The 16,024-nt window shown below is 32.9% G+C and carries 17 protein-coding genes; all 17 read right to left on the bottom strand.

Features of this window, described 5'->3' with window-relative positions; translation table 11 throughout:
• Positions 1 to 107: 107 nt before the first annotated feature.
• Positions 108 to 2,000, bottom strand: a complete 1,893-nt coding sequence (lysS, locus tag Q1K37_RS02195) for a lysine--tRNA ligase (protein ID WP_300408933.1) — start codon at positions 1,998 to 2,000, stop codon at positions 108 to 110.
• A gap of 2 nt (positions 2,001 to 2,002) precedes the next feature.
• Positions 2,003 to 2,479: a transcription elongation factor GreA gene (gene greA / locus Q1K37_RS02200; RefSeq protein WP_300408934.1), complete on the bottom strand. Its 477-nt coding sequence runs from the start codon at positions 2,477 to 2,479 to the stop codon at positions 2,003 to 2,005.
• Between the two features lie 104 nt (positions 2,480 to 2,583).
• On the bottom strand, positions 2,584 to 4,701 hold the full coding sequence (locus Q1K37_RS02205; RefSeq protein ID WP_300408936.1) for a molybdopterin-dependent oxidoreductase: 2,118 nt from the start codon (positions 4,699 to 4,701) through the stop codon (positions 2,584 to 2,586).
• Between the two features lie 102 nt (positions 4,702 to 4,803).
• Positions 4,804 to 6,033, bottom strand: a complete 1,230-nt coding sequence (gene saoX, locus Q1K37_RS02210; protein ID WP_300408937.1) for an ABC transporter substrate-binding subunit SaoX — start codon at positions 6,031 to 6,033, stop codon at positions 4,804 to 4,806.
• A gap of 74 nt (positions 6,034 to 6,107) precedes the next feature.
• Positions 6,108 to 6,503: a MerR family transcriptional regulator gene (locus Q1K37_RS02215; protein ID WP_300408939.1), complete on the bottom strand. Its 396-nt coding sequence runs from the start codon at positions 6,501 to 6,503 to the stop codon at positions 6,108 to 6,110.
• A gap of 39 nt (positions 6,504 to 6,542) precedes the next feature.
• Positions 6,543 to 7,025: a Cys-Cys-COOH (seleno)protein SaoC gene (gene saoC, locus Q1K37_RS02220; RefSeq protein WP_300408941.1), complete on the bottom strand. Its 483-nt coding sequence runs from the start codon at positions 7,023 to 7,025 to the stop codon at positions 6,543 to 6,545.
• Positions 7,025 to 8,110 carry an efflux transporter SaoE gene (gene saoE, locus Q1K37_RS02225; protein ID WP_300408942.1) on the bottom strand — a complete coding sequence of 362 codons (1,086 nt, stop codon included), beginning with the start codon at positions 8,108 to 8,110 and terminating at the stop codon, positions 7,025 to 7,027. The genes saoC and saoE overlap by 1 nt, the downstream gene beginning before the upstream one ends.
• Before the next feature lie 74 nt (positions 8,111 to 8,184).
• Positions 8,185 to 8,517 (bottom strand): DsrE-related protein SaoD, encoded by a 333-nt coding sequence (gene saoD, locus Q1K37_RS02230; RefSeq protein WP_300408944.1) that lies wholly within the window; start codon positions 8,515 to 8,517, stop codon positions 8,185 to 8,187.
• Between the two features lie 142 nt (positions 8,518 to 8,659).
• Positions 8,660 to 9,133 carry a MerB-like organometallic lyase SaoL gene (gene saoL, locus Q1K37_RS02235; protein ID WP_300408946.1) on the bottom strand — a complete coding sequence of 158 codons (474 nt, stop codon included), beginning with the start codon at positions 9,131 to 9,133 and terminating at the stop codon, positions 8,660 to 8,662.
• Positions 9,134 to 9,136: 3 nt separating this feature from the next.
• Positions 9,137 to 9,907 (bottom strand): ABC transporter ATP-binding protein, encoded by a 771-nt coding sequence (locus Q1K37_RS02240; RefSeq protein WP_300408947.1) that lies wholly within the window; start codon positions 9,905 to 9,907, stop codon positions 9,137 to 9,139.
• Entirely contained in the window at positions 9,904 to 10,665 is a 762-nt protein-coding gene (gene saoP, locus Q1K37_RS02245; RefSeq protein ID WP_300409157.1) for an ABC transporter permease subunit SaoP, read from the bottom strand. The genes Q1K37_RS02240 and saoP overlap by 4 nt, the downstream gene beginning before the upstream one ends.
• Positions 10,665 to 11,453 carry an ABC transporter substrate-binding (seleno)protein SaoB gene (saoB, locus tag Q1K37_RS02250; RefSeq protein WP_349817850.1) on the bottom strand — a complete coding sequence of 263 codons (789 nt, stop codon included), beginning with the start codon at positions 11,451 to 11,453 and terminating at the stop codon, positions 10,665 to 10,667. The genes saoP and saoB overlap by 1 nt, the downstream gene beginning before the upstream one ends.
• Positions 11,446 to 11,658 (bottom strand): thioredoxin-like (seleno)protein SaoT, encoded by a 213-nt coding sequence (saoT, locus tag Q1K37_RS02260; protein ID WP_300409159.1) that lies wholly within the window; start codon positions 11,656 to 11,658, stop codon positions 11,446 to 11,448. The genes saoB and saoT overlap by 8 nt, the downstream gene beginning before the upstream one ends.
• Positions 11,659 to 11,849: 191 nt before the next feature.
• Positions 11,850 to 12,815 (bottom strand): tRNA dihydrouridine synthase DusB, encoded by a 966-nt coding sequence (gene dusB, locus Q1K37_RS02265; protein ID WP_300408952.1) that lies wholly within the window; start codon positions 12,813 to 12,815, stop codon positions 11,850 to 11,852.
• The gene (locus tag Q1K37_RS02270) at positions 12,793 to 13,572 is read right to left on the bottom strand and encodes a type III pantothenate kinase (protein ID WP_300408954.1); all 780 of its coding nucleotides are present in this window, start codon (positions 13,570 to 13,572) and stop codon (positions 12,793 to 12,795) included. The genes dusB and Q1K37_RS02270 overlap by 23 nt, the downstream gene beginning before the upstream one ends.
• 8 nt (positions 13,573 to 13,580) lie before the next feature.
• Positions 13,581 to 14,111 carry a DUF5673 domain-containing protein gene (locus Q1K37_RS02275; RefSeq protein ID WP_300408956.1) on the bottom strand — a complete coding sequence of 177 codons (531 nt, stop codon included), beginning with the start codon at positions 14,109 to 14,111 and terminating at the stop codon, positions 13,581 to 13,583.
• Complete coding sequence (gene ftsH, locus Q1K37_RS02280; protein ID WP_300408959.1) at positions 14,101 to 16,023, bottom strand: ATP-dependent zinc metalloprotease FtsH; 1,923 nt, start codon at positions 16,021 to 16,023, stop codon at positions 14,101 to 14,103. The genes Q1K37_RS02275 and ftsH overlap by 11 nt, the downstream gene beginning before the upstream one ends.
• Between the last annotated feature and the right edge of the window lies 1 nt (position 16,024).

Consider the following 16,024-nt stretch of genomic DNA (forward strand, 5'->3'; position numbering starts at 1 on the left):
TTTTACTAAACTGATAAACCCTAAATTTATCCCGATAAGACCTGCTTCATTTTAAAAAAACAACTGGGATTTAATATAAACCCCAGTTAAATAATTTTTATATTCAATTAAGACAACTTTGCTCCTGCAGGAATATTGTCATCTATCATTAGAAGGTTCAGTCTCTCTTCCCCTTCATATTCATAGATTGCAGAAATCAACATTCCACAGGATTCAACCCCCATCATCTTTCTTGGTGGTAGGTTTGTTATTGCCACTAATGTTTTTCCTACAAGTTCATCTGGACTGTAGAAGGACTTGATTCCTGAAAGGATGGTCCTTTCATTTTCCGTACCGTCATCTAATGTGAATTTTAATAGTTTATTAGATTTTGGAACTTCTTCACAGCTCTTCACCTTGACAGTTCTAAAGTCACATTCACAGAATTTATCAAAATCTACATAGTCTTCGAAAAGAGGTTCTACTTTGACCTTAGTAAAATCAATTTTTTTTACTTTTGTATCCACAGCATTTGATTTGTTTGTACTCTCTAAACCAACAGGCTTCATAGTTGGGAATAATAATACATCTCTAATAGTGCTTTGGTTGGTAAGAATCATAATAACCCTATCTACACCTATACCAAGTCCTCCTGTAGGAGGTAAACCAACTTCTAAAGCGTTGATAAAGTCATGGTCCATCATATGGGCTTCGTCATCGCCACTTTCCCTTGCTTCGACCTGTTTTTCAAATCTTTCCTTTTGATCTATAGCATCATTTAATTCACTAAATGCATTTGCAATTTCTGAGCAGTTAATAAAAGCCTCAAACCTTTGAGTAAATCTTGGGTTCTTAGGGTCTCTTTTTGCAAGCGGACTTATTTCAACTGGATGTTTAGTTACAAAAGTCGGTTGAACTAGATGCTCTTCACAAAACTCTTCAAATACTTCTGATATGATTTCACCTACTGAAAGGTCTGGGTCTAGGTTCAAATCCTTAGATTTTGCCATAGAATACGCCTCTTCAACATCAGTAACTTCTGAGTAGTCAAGTCCCGCATACTCTTTAATAGCATCCACCATGGAAATTCTCTTCCAAGGAGGCGTTAAATCGATCCTATTTCCTTGATACTCAATTTCCATTGTCCCTAGAACTTCCTGTGCAACTGATGAAATCATATTTTCAGTTAATTCCATCATATCTTCATAATCAGCATAGGCTTGATAAAGTTCTATTGAAGTATATTCTGGGTTATGAGTCGCATCCATTCCTTCGTTTCTAAACATTCTGCCCATTTCGTAAACCCTATCAAATCCACCAACGATTAGTCTCTTTAAGTAAAGTTCATTGGCAATTCTCAAGTACATATCAATGTCTAGCGTGTTGTGGTGGGTAATAAATGGACGAGCATTAGCACCTCCAGCTATAGTGTTTAAAATCGGAGTATCCACCTCTAAGAAATCTCTGTCGTCTAAAAATTTTCTAATTCCTGAAATAATCTTTGATCTTTTTACAAAGACAGGTTTTATTTCCGGATTCATAATTAAATCCACATATCTTTGTCTATATCTTAGGTCAGGATCCTTTAAACCATGAAACTTTTCAGGTAATATTTGTAAAGATTTAGTAAGTAGAGTTATTTTCTTAGTTCTAATACTGATTTCTCCAGTCTTAGTTGTAAAAACCTCTCCTTCAGCTCCTACGATATCTCCAATATCTAAAGCTTTTACATCTTCATATTCCTCTTCCCCAATATCATTCATACGATTGAACAACTGAATTCTTCCTGTTGCATCTTGAAGGTCCATAAAGTTAACCTTACCATGACCCCTCTTAGTCATAATACGTCCAGAAACCCTTACAGTCTTTTCCTCTAGCTCATCGTAATTTGCCTTTATCGTTTCACTATAGGTGGTGTCCTTAAAGTTTTCGATTGTATGAGGATCTTTTCCCTCATCCACTAACTTCTTAAGTTTATCTCTCCTAATAAGAAGCATTTCATTGAGATTTTGTTCTTCCATAATTACCTCTTAATTTCTACTATTCTATAATTAAAACTACCGCCAGCCGTTTGAACTACTACTGTATCTCCTTTTTTTCTACCAATACAAGCTTTTCCTACAGGAGATTCATATGAAATCTTGCCCTTAAAAGGATCAGATTCTGCAGAACCTACAATAGTGAACTCCTCGATTTCTCCATCTTCTAAGTCCTGTAATTTTATAGTAGAACCAGCTGCAATTGTATCTTTCTTTAAATCCTTGTCGCTAATAACTTTAGCGTTAATTAGCATATGTTCTAAAACTAGAATTCTATCTTCAACTTGAGCTTGCTCGTTTTTTGCTTCATCATACTCAGCATTTTCAGATAAGTCACCAAAACCCCTAGCAACTTTTATCTTATCAGCAACTTCTTTTCTTCTTACAGTCTTTAAGAATTCCATTTCATCTTCTAATTTCTTATATCCTTCTTTTGTTAAAAGAATTTCCTTTTCAGTCATATCTTACTCCTAAAAAAAATAGTAAGCGAAAGACCTCTTTCGCCGCATTACACAAATTATAGTAAAAAACGACTTTAAAGTCAAGAAAATTCAATATTTCTCAGCTATTCTGCCTTTATTACCTCACATAACAATTGTTTAAAAACTGGAAACCCTGTAATTTCATCAAAATTTGAATTGTCAGTTAGACTATTGACGTTGGCCTTAGCCCAATAATCCCCTTGAGTTTCATTTCCTCCACCAAAATTAAGTTCCGTATCACCAGGTAAAATATCTTCGATTACCTTAGCAAAAACTTCAATTTCTCCTCTTTTGGTCTTTACAATTACCTTATCTTCATCCTGAATTTGTCTCTTCCTTGCATCCTCTATATTTAGAATAATATAAGGTCTATCTTGATGTTTAAGAAGATTATCAATATTTAAATGTTGCGTTCTAAAAGTTGATTGAATCCTAGCACCAGTATTTAAAATCAATGGATAATCCTTAAATTCGTCTTTTTCAGACTCAATACTTTCTTTTCCAATAACAAATTTGGGCAATCCCTCATATCCATAAGACTTTAACACTTCCGAATCAAATTCAACCTTACCTGTGGGAGTTTCAAAACCTGGCTTTTTATCTCTTCTTAAATTACCAGTTCTATATTTTTCATATTTTACTTCTGAACCATTACTGAATTTGTGAACCTCTTTTTCTTTTAAATCCCTTAATATTTCAGGTTTATTATAAAAAGCAAATTCTAAAAGTTCATTTTCATCTTTTGGATACAAATCCCCATATCCTAAAGACTTTGCAATTAAATGCATAATCTGAATATTAGGCTTTGCTTGACCTACAGGATCCACAACCCTATTTCTAAGTTCTACTCTATCCTTATAAATACAATAAGATTGATCTTCATAATATGTTGTAGCCGGCAAAACTACATCCGCATAAAGAGTGTCTTTTGACATAAATCTATCTACAGTTACAAAAAAATCCAATTTTTTTAAAGTTTCTTCATATAACTGAGACTGAGGGAAAACCGAAGTAACAGCACACCCTATACTAAGTAGACCTTTAACATAGTATGGATTCCCCTCAAGAACCGCTTTAGGTAATTGGGTTAACTGAGGAGCTTTTAAAAATTTCTCAAAAAGAGGAAATTCATCACTACCTATTCTTTTACAATAAGTCTTACAAGAAAATCTCTTAACCCTATTATCTTTCTTATCTGGAGCTATTAAAAGCCCTCCCTTAACATCAATATTCTTGGTCAAAAACCATAGAAGGTATAAGGCTCTAATACTTTGCATTCCAGAATTTGTATATTCCAATCCAGTATACATCTTTAAAGCACAAGTATTGTCCATAATAGTGTTAGCTAAAAATTTGATATCTTCTTCAGATACACCAGTCCTTTTTACACAAGAATCCATATCAAAATCCTTAAAGTACTTTGCATACTCATTAAAACCATGACAGTATTCTTCAATAAAATTTTTATCAAAGGAATTAATAGAATTAAGATAATTAAAAATAGTATGTATAAGGACACCGTCCATGCCAGATTTAATTAAAATATATTTATCTGCAACCTCACACATCTTTGTCTTGTAATGGTCTACAACAATTATCTTAGCACCTTTCTTTTTAGCCTCTAAAAGCCTATGATATTCAAAAGGTGGAGAACCAGTAGGAGGATGACATCCCCATATAAATATATAGTCAGCATTTTCATAATCTGGAACAAATCTTTTACCCATTAGACCAAAATTTAACATTGGTGCAAAAACTCCAAAGGAAACATAGCAAAGAGATGATACAGATCCATTATTAGGAGAACCAATAGGAGCAAAAAAACCAAACTCTTCATCAGAATTTCTATCTAAACTAATAAAATCTGATGTTGAAAGTTCAAAAGCACCTCTCCCGAAAACACTGGCAAGACTATGTCCCCCATAGTTTTTAATAATATTTGAGAATTTTTCACAAATAAGATCTATAGCTTCTTCCCAGGAAGCCTCCCTAAAACTATTTTCTCCCTTTTCACCAGTTCTTATCAAAGGAGTCTTTATCCTATCAGGAGAATTTAGAACATCTTCGGAATAAAGTCCCCTTAGACATAGAGCAGCAGGAAAATTTTCTTTAGATTTCATAATCTTTTTAATATGACCATTATCAACATCTAAACTAACATGACATTGACCAGGACATATTCCACAAATAGCTTCTTTCATATTCACACCTCATTTTTATTGTTTATACTAATATGATATCAAGTATCTCAATATTTGTGTAATAAAAAATCGGAGTTCCCTCCGATTTTTTAACATATTGCATTATTCATTATAAACTTCTGGAATTTTAATGTCATTTCCAACTTCGTTGTCAATTCCATCAATTTCCTTAGCCTTTTTTAACCAATCTTCAAAACTAATTCCTATAGGGAATTTTTCATTAATTTTATCATCTTCTAAAAACTTTTCAAAATCTTCCACACCTGATTCCTTGATTAGATTGAAGTTTAAAAATTCATCTATTTTATCAGTGTTTGGAATATACTTTTCATCAATATTGTACTTAGTATATTGAGCAATATAATTATCTAGATTTTGTTTTGTAAATTCCCATGTAATAGTACGTCCTTCTGCTATGGTCTTCATATAAACAGTCATAAGTCCAACTTCTGGAACTGTACCAAAACCATCAGCAAACATCATAGCAGCATTGTATGGATGGTCATATAAGTATTTTAAAGATAAAGCATGACCAACTAAAAGTCTTTTTGCCAATTCAGGATGTTCATTCTTAAAGTTTTCGTTCATTCCATAAATACAACACATACCCCAGCCATTCTCACTGTCTTCTTCCACATGTCCGCCCCAACCAACTGCTAAAACCTTTCCTAGTTTTTGATATTCCGCTTGAGATGCAAAGGGGTCACAGCAGGAAAAAGCAGAAATTTGGCCAGACTTAAGTGCCATAGGACCATCTTTTTGAGACATTTCAATTATTTCATAATTCTCTTTTTCTATAGGCAAATCTAATTTTTTTGCCCATTTAATCCATTCTGGATCATTTTCAGGATCTTGAGAAATAGAAACTTTCTTACCTAGTAAATCCTTAGGTTCTTTTATATCATTTGATGCAACAAGATATCTAGATCCTCCTAGATGATTTGCCGCTGCCATTATAATAGGAGCTCCTTCATTTCTTGAACGTAAAGCGCCTTCAACTCCCATGTAACCAACATGCATTTCTCCAGTGGTCATGGCTTGAGCTATGTTTGAATTCTTTGTCTTTGTAACTGTTACATCTAGTCCTAGAGCTTTATATATTCCAGCTTGTTCACCAATAATAGCTCCAACCATATGGTCACAGTCATTATATCCCATTTGAATTTTAAAATTTTTATCAGCTTCTGGTATTTCAGGAAGATCATATTTTGCCACTTCAGCTTCAGGATCATAGGAAACTTTCTCAATATTTCCAGCACCATCATCTCTACATCCTGTCAAGGAAAATATTAGAGTGAATATAAGTAAAATACTAACTATTTTTGTTTTCATTTTAACCTCCTTGATTTTATTTGTATGTTTTCTTTTTTATTATATACCTTTAAGCTGACTTCAATGTCAAGCATTTATTCCTCTAAACCTTCAATATAATGGCAAAAATTTCCTTGACAAAAACAAACAGAGTCTCCCTCAATTAAATGTTTAACAAGATCTTCTCTTTCTTTTTTTAATCGGTTTATCTCTCGATCAATCTCTTCAATTTTTCTTCGCATATGACTAGTTACATATTCACAAGTTGAGCCTCCATTTTTCTTTAACAAAATGATTTCTCTTATTTCATTTAAATTAAAACCTAAGTTTCTAGCTTTTTTAATAAAAACTAAACTCTCTATGTCAGAATCATCATATTCCCTATAACCATTATTAGTTCTTTTAACATCTAAAAGCAGTCCCTCTTTTTCGTAATATCTAATCGTGGAATCTGTTAGACCAGTTATTTTACTTACATCTTTTACTCTCATAATCTTCTCCTTTACTTGACCCAAGTAAAATATTTCCTATCAGCATGCAGTCATACCTTCCGAAAAAAGATTATGTAAATGGTTATCTTCAATTCTAAAAATTCCATAGCCATATTGGCCACGTTTAGAACCACTTACTATAAACTCATTTGGAGGTTCATTGTTGATATCCTTTATTTCTATTCTCTGATTTTCATAGGGTGCAGAAACATCTTCTGTAAAATTTATTTTACCATCTTCATCTTTAACCACAAGTAAATGTTTTGCATCTTCATTTTCTTTGAATATTACTACTAAATCATCAATATCATTGCCAGTCAAATCTCCTAATTGACATTTTATTACTTCCTTATCTGGAAACTTATTTTGAAATGCTAGAAGTAGATAATTATCTCTTTCTACGCCAAAATCTTCCTCTTTGAACTTTAGATTATTTCTATAACCTAAATATCCAACAAGAAGTACAATGATAATTAATAATACCTTCGTAATTTTACTTCCATTGATACTTTCTTTTTTCATTAATTATTCCTACTCTCAAAATAATATGCTCTTAATTTAAAATAAACAGTCTTTAAAAAGAAATAAAACACAATAGCAGAGCATAAATACTTAACCCAATTAGGGAAGGACAAAAGTACATGATTCGCATAACTAATAGCATTAGTCACCTTGTCATACTCCATTTGTCTTTGAAAACCTGGCATTAATAACTGGTTTGTGATATACCCAACCAACATGGCAAAAGCGGATATGACCAAAGTGTAAATTGCAGCTGTTCTCTTTCCAATCATCTTCGCAATACTTATAATTTCTGGAATATTAGTAGCTGCACCAGCCATTAAAAAAGTAATTGCCGCTCCTGGAGAAGCTCCTGATGCAATCAGGGCAGCTATTAGAGGTATATGTCCCACAGCACATACATACATCAAAGATGCCAAGACACCTACATTCCATAGGGATAATAGTCCAGGATTACCTAAATACTTTTGAATAAACGATTCGGGAAAAACAGTTAATATGAACCCACCAAATAACATACCTAAAACTACATATTTACTCAAAGTTAAGGCAAAATCAGTTCTAACCCATTCCATTCCCTCTAAAATTTTTACTTTTATACTCTTCTTTTTCTCTAACTCAAAATCTATTTCGCTTATTTCTTGAGCTACCATTTCATTCCTAAGTTCTGGACCTGCAACTAAATTTCCAATAACTCCTATAACTATAGGCAAAATCAATCCTGCAATTATATTTATTATAGCTATCTCTTTACCTAATAGACCAAAACTCAATATTAAAGCAGCTGGATTTAAGACAGGAGAAGAAGCAAGAAATGCCAAAGTCGGACCTGCATAAGCTCCCGAATAATATAAACTTATTCCTAGTGGAACTGAGCCGCAACTACAAATTGGTAAAACCATTGAATAAAAAGTAATTTTCAATATAGATGAAAACTTAGTATTACCTAATGACCTTTGTAACCTAACAGGGGAAATAATATTTCTCATAACCCCAGCTATAATATAACTAAAAACCAACCATGTAGAAGCTCCATTTAATAATTCAACAGATCGTAATATAATTTCTTTAATATAACCAAACATATTTTACTCCAAACTTTAAAGTCAACTTCAACCTTCTGTAAGATTAAAACCGGATAACTCCGGTTTAACCTACATTAGATAGTTATTACTTGATCTAGATTTGCGTCTTTTAAAAGACCATACAACATTGGGAAACAACCTATATGTGCACCCTTTATTAACTTGTCTTCAATTTCCCTTTCATAAACACATTGATCACAAGCTAAAACAACCATATCTTTTTCTTCAATTAACTTTTGAATTCTAGATCCTAAATCCGTATTGTCTAAAAGCATAAAAGTGTTATCGAATACAAAAAACATTCCTACTACTTCTGCAACATGTTCTCCTGCTTCCATCTGAGGGATAATCATATCCCTAAGAATTTTTCTAGAATTACTTGAACTTACTACATATGCAACTCTCATTTTAGCACCTCACTATAAAATATTTTCTTACCTACTTCAAAAGCAACATCTAAGCTCAATCCATAGGTTGTTTCATAATCTAAATTATTCTCTTCAAAATAAGTTAACATCTTTTTTTCATCCTGAAAAAATTCATAACATTTCAGCAGGATGCGGACCAGTCTTCAAATTCGTTTAAATTTACATGAATACAGTGAATATTTTCAACATTTTTATAGGAGATTTTTCCATCTTCTACTTTTACTACTATAGGTTCTCCAGTAACTGAACATGAAGAATTAATCTCTAAGTTTTGCCAAAAAGTAAAATATGATCCTAGAGAATCTATAGCACACATTGAGAAAAACCCTCTTCCATCATCTAAAGTAACTCTATGGGCTGTTGGAAGAGCTGAAATAGGATATGCAAAGTTAATCATAGTGCCATCCTCATTTAAAACAAATTTTCCCTTTTTCACCAATTCATCAAAACTATTAATTTTATTGCATTTATCTACTGGCAAAGGTCCTTCTTCTTCAATCAATAAATTTAATACTTTAATTCTATCTTTCATTTCTTCTGAAGTTAAACTATCTTCATTAGATAAAACCCCATTTAATTCTATTGTCCTTTTCAAATCTTACTCTAACTCCTCTTTTTTTCTGGTTCCCGCTTCAATAAACTTATTTGAAAGTAGGCCAACATATTCCTTAAATTTTTCATCTTTAGGATTTCTTGGATATGGTAAATCTATTTTCTCATTTAGAATAATTTCTCCATAATTTGTTGACATCAATATTACCCTGTCAGATAGGTAAATTGCTTCACTCACATCGTGGGTAACTATAATAACTGTAAGTTTTTCATTTTTAAAAATTTCCAAGAGTTCATTTTGTAAACTCTGTCTCATTTCAATATCAAGTGCCCCTAAAGGCTCATCCATAAGTAAAATCTCAGGTTTTACTGCCAAAGCTCTTACTAAAGCAGTCCTTTGCTTCATTCCACCAGATATTTTTTGAGGATAATAGTTTCTATACTCTTCAAGTCTAGATATTCTTAAAAGATATTCTAATCGGTCTCTTTGTTTTTCTTTATCCATCTTTGCTTGTACCATTGGGAAAAGTATATTTTTTTCTACGGTCATCCATGGATAAAGAGCGTAGTTTTGAAACATAAAAGCTTTATCTGGACCAGCTTCAATAACGGGCTGGTCATTAAGTAAAACAGATCCCTTATCTTGCTTCTTAAAACCCGCTATTATAGAAAGCATAGTTGTTTTACCACAACCAGAAGGTCCCAGTAATGTAACTATTTCTCCTTCTTCTACTTCAAAACTAATATCATTTAACACCAATTTTATTCCATCTGTTTCTTTAAATGCCTTGGATATATTTTTTACTTCTAGTTTCAATTTATGTACCTCCAACCTGTGAGTCTTCTATTGAGGAGGAGCAAAAATCTATCTAAAATAAATCCAATAAATGCTGATAACATCATAAGCGCCAATAACCTATTGGTCTGCATCATTGACTGTGCTTGAATCATTTCATATCCAATTCCTGCACTAGTCGCGATGAACTCCGCTCAGATTACGGACATCCAACCAGCACCAATTGCAAGCCTTGCTCCAACTAGAATATGAGGTAGAGACGCAGGTACTACAATATTTAAAAATGTACTTGACTTTGAAGCTCCCATACTCTTTGCAGCATTGTAATAATCCTTATCGATTGAAGCAACCCCTGAGGATGTATTCATAATAACTTGGAAAACTCCATTTAAAGCAATCATAAATAAAGTTGGTCCATCACCAATTCCCAACCAAATAATTGATAGAGGAACCCAAGCCATCATAGGAATTTGTCTTAATGAATTGACAACACCCCCTAATATACCTTCAAAAACCTTAGATAATCCCATAGCCATTCCTATTGGAACCCCTATTATAACTGCGATTAACCATCCTTTTAAGACTCTAGACATGGTAATAGCAATATTGGTCATAACCTGTTTACTGGTTACATTCAAATACAATTCTGTAAAAGTCGACTTTGGTGTCGGTAACAGTAGTGGCACTCCTATTTTAGTCGATGCTATTTGCCACACTACTAATAAAACTATGAGGAATATGTACTTATACATTTTTTCCTTAAAGGAATCCGACTCCATCAATTTGCTAAGTTTATTTTTTGTAATTTTACCTTCCACACACTATTCCTCCTTTCATCTTTTCCATATTTAAACTCGAAAAATTCTGGATTACTTTCTTTATCATATTCATTTACAGTTTCATTAAAAGCTCTAATAAAATCCTTAAACTTTTTATCTGTAAGTATCTCTCTATTTGCTATCATGACATTTGAATTATAATCCCTATGGGAAACATTTAAAATTTCACCATCAATACTGTCATTTAATTCTGCTATGTCTGTAACAAATCCATCAATCTCTCCTATTTCATAGGCATAGGGAAAACTATGGGGAGACATATATGAAATTTCTGCCTCTTCATTATAAATTTCTTGAACAAAGGAAGTTAAATACTCTTTATTACTTGTAACTCCAATCCTTTTACCTGTTGAATTCTTTCTAACTAAAATATCAGAATTCATCGTTATTGGACCAAGCATAACAAAATCCTTATTTGCATCCATAAATTTTTCAGCTGAATCAACGCATACTACAGCTAAATCATAAACATTTGATTTCAATGACCATTGAGCTGTTGGTGCTCAACAATCTTGTATATAATAAGGTTCAACATCAAAATTAAATTTCTTTTCTTTCAAAACCTTTTTGATCAAAGCACCTGCTAAATCATCCCCTACGCCAATCCTTAAAACGTTCCTATCCGTATCCTTTTTCATAGGATTAAAAAAAATTAAGAAGACTATTCCGATTATTGCAATAGTTAAGATGATGTTTAGTAGAGTTCTTCTATTTTGAAATCTATTCATCCAATTCCTCAACTGCCTTAGAAATTTCTTCCTTAATGTTTTTTAAACTTAAACGAGTCACCTTTTTAGTCTCGTTGATTATCATAGTACCTTGAAAAACCATACCATACTTTTTCAAAGATTCTACATCCTTTCCCTGTTGATAGAGAATAACTTCAACTTTGTCACCAAATTCTTTTGCCACACCCTGGACATTTCTCCCAATGGAGTCACAGCTTGTTCATGTGTTAATAAATTCTATGAGTACTCTTTTCAATATTTACACCCTTTTCCTTATATGAGGAAAGATAATCCCTGTTCAATTATATGATAAATTTAGATAAAGTCAAATAAATATCAAAGACCAATTCCTTAAAAATAAAAAAATGAAGAGTTCTATCTTCAATTTATAAAGCTCTACTCTTCATTTTCTAAATAATCATTCAATATTTTAACAACAGTCTCTTTCTCATCTACTTTGTTAATTTTATTTTTTATCTCTTTTGAATTTCTAAAGCCCTTTAAATACCAGGCTATATGTTTTCTCATTTCTGTAACGGCAATTTTTTCGCCTAAATACTTAGACTTAAGTTCTAAATGATACTTTATTAGTTCCACCATTTCTCTTAATGTTGGTTCTTCTATTATTCTACTAAATAAAAAGGGGTTTTCTAAAGCTCCTCTTGCCAATGCAATGCCATCACAATTTGTTTGTTTAAACATCTTTTCTATATCATCAGCTTGGTATATATCTCCATTTCCAATTACAGGAATATCAAGTCTACTCTTTAATTCTCCAATGGCATCCCAATCTGCCTTACCTGAATAAAAGGCTTTTCTAGTTCTTGGGTGTAGGGTTACAAAGGACACACCAAGGTCTTGGCAAATCTTTCCCAGTTCTAAGTAGTTGATATTATCCTCATCCCATCCCAATCTAAATTTAACACTTACAGGTTTTTCACTGTTTGCTACAACTTTTTCTATTACTCTAGCTGCTAGTTTAAGATCTTTCATAAGGGCGGATCCATCACCATTCTTAACAATCTTAGGGGCAGGACACCCCATATTTATATCAATCAGATCAAATCTATCATCAGAATTCAAATATTTAGATACTACAGCTCCCATAATATCTGGATCACTTCCAAATATCTGAATTCCTAGTGGCGATTCATCTCCTCTATCCATTAATTTTTTAGTATTATTATCTTCATAGTAAAGCCCTTTTGCTGAGACCATTTCTGTAAAATTTAACCCTGATCCATTAGCAGAAACTATCTCTCTAAAAGCCCTATCTGTAATTCCAGCCATAGGAGCCATAAATAAATTATTATCCAGTTTTAACTTTCCAATTTTCATGCTACGCTTTAAAATTTCTGTCATATATAAATTTCAAACCTTCCAATGCAAGATTTTTATCAATAATGGTAATATACTTACTATTTTGGGATATCAAACCAGCAAAACCACCTGTACCTACAATCTTAACATCTTCACTGTTAAGATTTTGTTCTTCTAGAATTTTCCCAATTAAAAAATCTACCATTCCAATAAAACCATAGACAATTCCAGATTGCATACTTTCTCTAGTGGAAGCTCCAATTACTTTTTTTGGTTTAATTAAATCTATTTTAGGTAACTTTGCAGTTCCTGTAAATAGAGCTTCTGTGGATATTTCTATTCCTGGAGCAATAACTCCCCCTCTATATTCTCCATTGGAAGTTATATAGTCAACGGTAATAGCAGTTCCCAAGTCTACAACAATTCCTGGACCACCATATTTATGATAAGAGCAACTAGCTGTAACAAGTCTATCGGTACCAACTTCTTTTTTATTCTCATATTTATTTTCTATTCCTAAGTCCTTTGCTTGCGTTACAAGATAGGGCTCTTTGCCTAAATATCTCTTACAAGCCGATTGAATGCATCTTAACATATTAGGCACAACAGAAGACATTACTACATTTTCCAAGTCATTGATGGTATAATTTCCAAAATCCAAGAAATTTTTTAATTGCAAACCTATTTCGTCAGAAGTTCTACCTAAATCTGTGGCCATATTCCAAGTGTAACTTAATTTATCCTTTTCAAACACTCCAAACTTCATATGAGTATTTCCTATATCTATCACAAGAAGCATAGTACCTCCTATCTAAATTCTTTTATTTGTCGCAAAGCAAGCACTCCCTTTAAAGAGTGCTTGTTTTCGTAATCTATTTTTTTTCTTTTCTTCTCTTTAATAATTGTCAACACTTCATTCTTATCGTTAATATTTAACGGGATTATCCTAGTAGGATTTTTCGGAAAATTTGTAAGAATCTCTAAATTCTTAGTCTTTTCGTTGTAACCCCATTTCTTAATATTTTCCCATCGGGTAAACTTAGTACTATAAAGTATTCCCCCATCATAAATGTAAATCTTCTGATAGGATAGATATGCAAATCCAATTCCAGAAAGAAGGTATACTATTCCGAAATAGTCCTTAATGGTTATAGAATATGCTCCTAATAAAATCAACATCCCTGATAAAAAGGCAATTAAAAATCTGGATTGAGGGTTGAAAAACGCAATTAACTTTCCCTCTACTGCCTTTTTTGCAAATTGCCCATAATATATCTGCCTTAGGACAAAAAGCAAAAGCAATACATATAGCACATTTAAAAATGTCTTATAATTCATTCTTTTTATCATCTCCTGAAATCTTGTCTTCTATATTTTTATCATGCTTTTGCACTCTTTCCAAAAGCTCAGGAGGAGTTTCTGCAATATTTTCTGAGGCATATTTATTAAATACCTCTTCAAATTCTTGAGCGTCTATAGTCTCTTCCTCTAACAAAATCTTGGCCAGTTTATGAAGCAAGTCGATATTTTCTTCTAAAAGACTAATGGATTTATTAAAGGCGTCCTTGATTACATCTCTTATCTCTTGATCTATTTCATATGCAACTTGTTCAGAATAATGTTTTGACTTACCAAATTCTTTACCTACAAAAACCTCATCTGAATCAGAATCGTACATAATCGGTCCCAATTTATCACTCATTCCAAACTGAGTTATCATAGCCCTAGCAATTTTAGTAGCTCTTTGAATATCATTAGAAGCACCTGTGGAAATATCATCTAAAACTAGGTGTTCTGCAGATCTTCCTCCTAGAAGGGTAATGATTTCATGTTTCATTTCGTTTTTTGTCCTATAGGACCTATCTTCTTCTGGTAAAAACGATGTAAATCCACCAGCTCTACCCCTAGGTACAATGGTAATCATATGAACTGGGTCAGTATCTGGAAGAAGCCTGGAGACAATAGCATGTCCTGCTTCATGATATGCAGTTAGCACTCTCTCTTTTTCTATTACTACAGTAGATTTTTTCTCTGGACCTGCTACTACTTTAATAGTAGCTTCATCAAAGATTTTAGCAGAAATTTCCTTTTTGTCTTCCCTTGCAGCAAGCAAAGCCGCTTCATTACTTAGATTTTCTAAATCTGCTGGAGTAAATCCTGCCGTTGATTTTGCAATTGCCTTTAAATCAACATCCTCTGCTAGTTTTTTATTCTTGGTATGAACCTTTAATATGGCTTCTCTTTCCCTAACATCAGGAATTCCCACATAGACTCTTCTATCAAATCTTCCTGGTCTAAGAATGGCCGGGTCTAAAATGTCCGGTCTATTAGTTGCAGCCATTACAATTATTCCTTCATTTTTTCCAAAACCATCCATCTCAACTAAAAGCTGGTTTAAGGTCTGCTCCCTTTCATCATGTCCTCCGCCAAGGCCTGCTCCTCTTTTTCTTCCTACAGCGTCGATTTCATCTATAAAAATTATACATGGAGAGTTCTTCTTGGCATCTTTAAACAAATCCCTTACTCTTGACGCACCAACACCTACATACATCTCCACAAAATCCGAACCTGAAATACTAAAAAATGGCACCTTTGCCTCTCCAGCTACAGCTCTAGAAAGATAGGTCTTTCCAGTTCCAGGCGGCCCTACTAATAACACACCTTTAGGAATCCTTGCTCCGATTTCAATATATTTTCTAGGATTTTTTAAAAAATCTACAATTTCTTGTAAATCTTCCTTTTCTTCCTTTAAACCTGCCACATCGTCAAAGGTCACTGGAGAGTCCTTTTTGTAGAGTTTTGCTCTACTCTTCCCAAAATTGGCCACAGAGTTACCTCCGCCCTTTTGAATTTGACCAATCATCATATACCAGATTATAAATATTGCCAAGGCGAAAAATCCCACGTTAATAATAGTTGACCAAAATTTCCCATTGTCAGCCACAGGTTTACCTTGAAGTTCTATATTTCCTGACTCTACCTTATCTTTAAGATATTCATTATAAAAATTTTCCGAAACATCGTTAGGTAGATATGTCTGATATTTTACTTCATCTTTTTTAGTGGTAATAATTACCGAATTCCCCTGTCTTACCAATGTCTTTATATCATTATCTTCAATATAGCCTATCAATTTATTAACAGGTATCTCTTTTGGAGCGATAAATCCTCTTGAAAAGAGAGATACTAAAATTGCTAAAAAAATCAAAGGCCCGAGATAATAAAAAATATTACCTGATCTTCTTCTCAAA

The organism is Lagierella sp., from assembly GCF_029983815.1.
Classification (GTDB): Bacteria; Bacillota; Clostridia; order Tissierellales; family Peptoniphilaceae; genus Mediannikoviicoccus.

Coding starts and splice junctions, on each gene's coding strand:
- Q1K37_RS02215 (WP_300408939.1), bottom strand. CDS start 6,503: ATGAGAGTAAAAGATGTAAGTAAAATAACTGGTCTAACAGATTCCACG.
- Q1K37_RS02275 (WP_300408956.1), bottom strand. CDS start 14,111: ATGAATTATAAGACATTTTTAAATGTGCTATATGTATTGCTTTTGCTT.
- saoE (WP_300408942.1), bottom strand. CDS start 8,110: ATGTTTGGTTATATTAAAGAAATTATATTACGATCTGTTGAATTATTA.
- greA (WP_300408934.1), bottom strand. CDS start 2,479: ATGACTGAAAAGGAAATTCTTTTAACAAAAGAAGGATATAAGAAATTA.
- lysS (WP_300408933.1), bottom strand. CDS start 2,000: ATGGAAGAACAAAATCTCAATGAAATGCTTCTTATTAGGAGAGATAAA.
- Q1K37_RS02205 (WP_300408936.1), bottom strand. CDS start 4,701: ATGAAAGAAGCTATTTGTGGAATATGTCCTGGTCAATGTCATGTTAGT.
- saoX (WP_300408937.1), bottom strand. CDS start 6,033: ATGAAAACAAAAATAGTTAGTATTTTACTTATATTCACTCTAATATTT.
- saoD (WP_300408944.1), bottom strand. CDS start 8,517: ATGAGAGTTGCATATGTAGTAAGTTCAAGTAATTCTAGAAAAATTCTT.
- dusB (WP_300408952.1), bottom strand. CDS start 12,815: ATGACAGAAATTTTAAAGCGTAGCATGAAAATTGGAAAGTTAAAACTG.
- Q1K37_RS02270 (WP_300408954.1), bottom strand. CDS start 13,572: ATGCTTCTTGTGATAGATATAGGAAATACTCATATGAAGTTTGGAGTG.
- saoC (WP_300408941.1), bottom strand. CDS start 7,025: ATGAAAAAAGAAAGTATCAATGGAAGTAAAATTACGAAGGTATTATTA.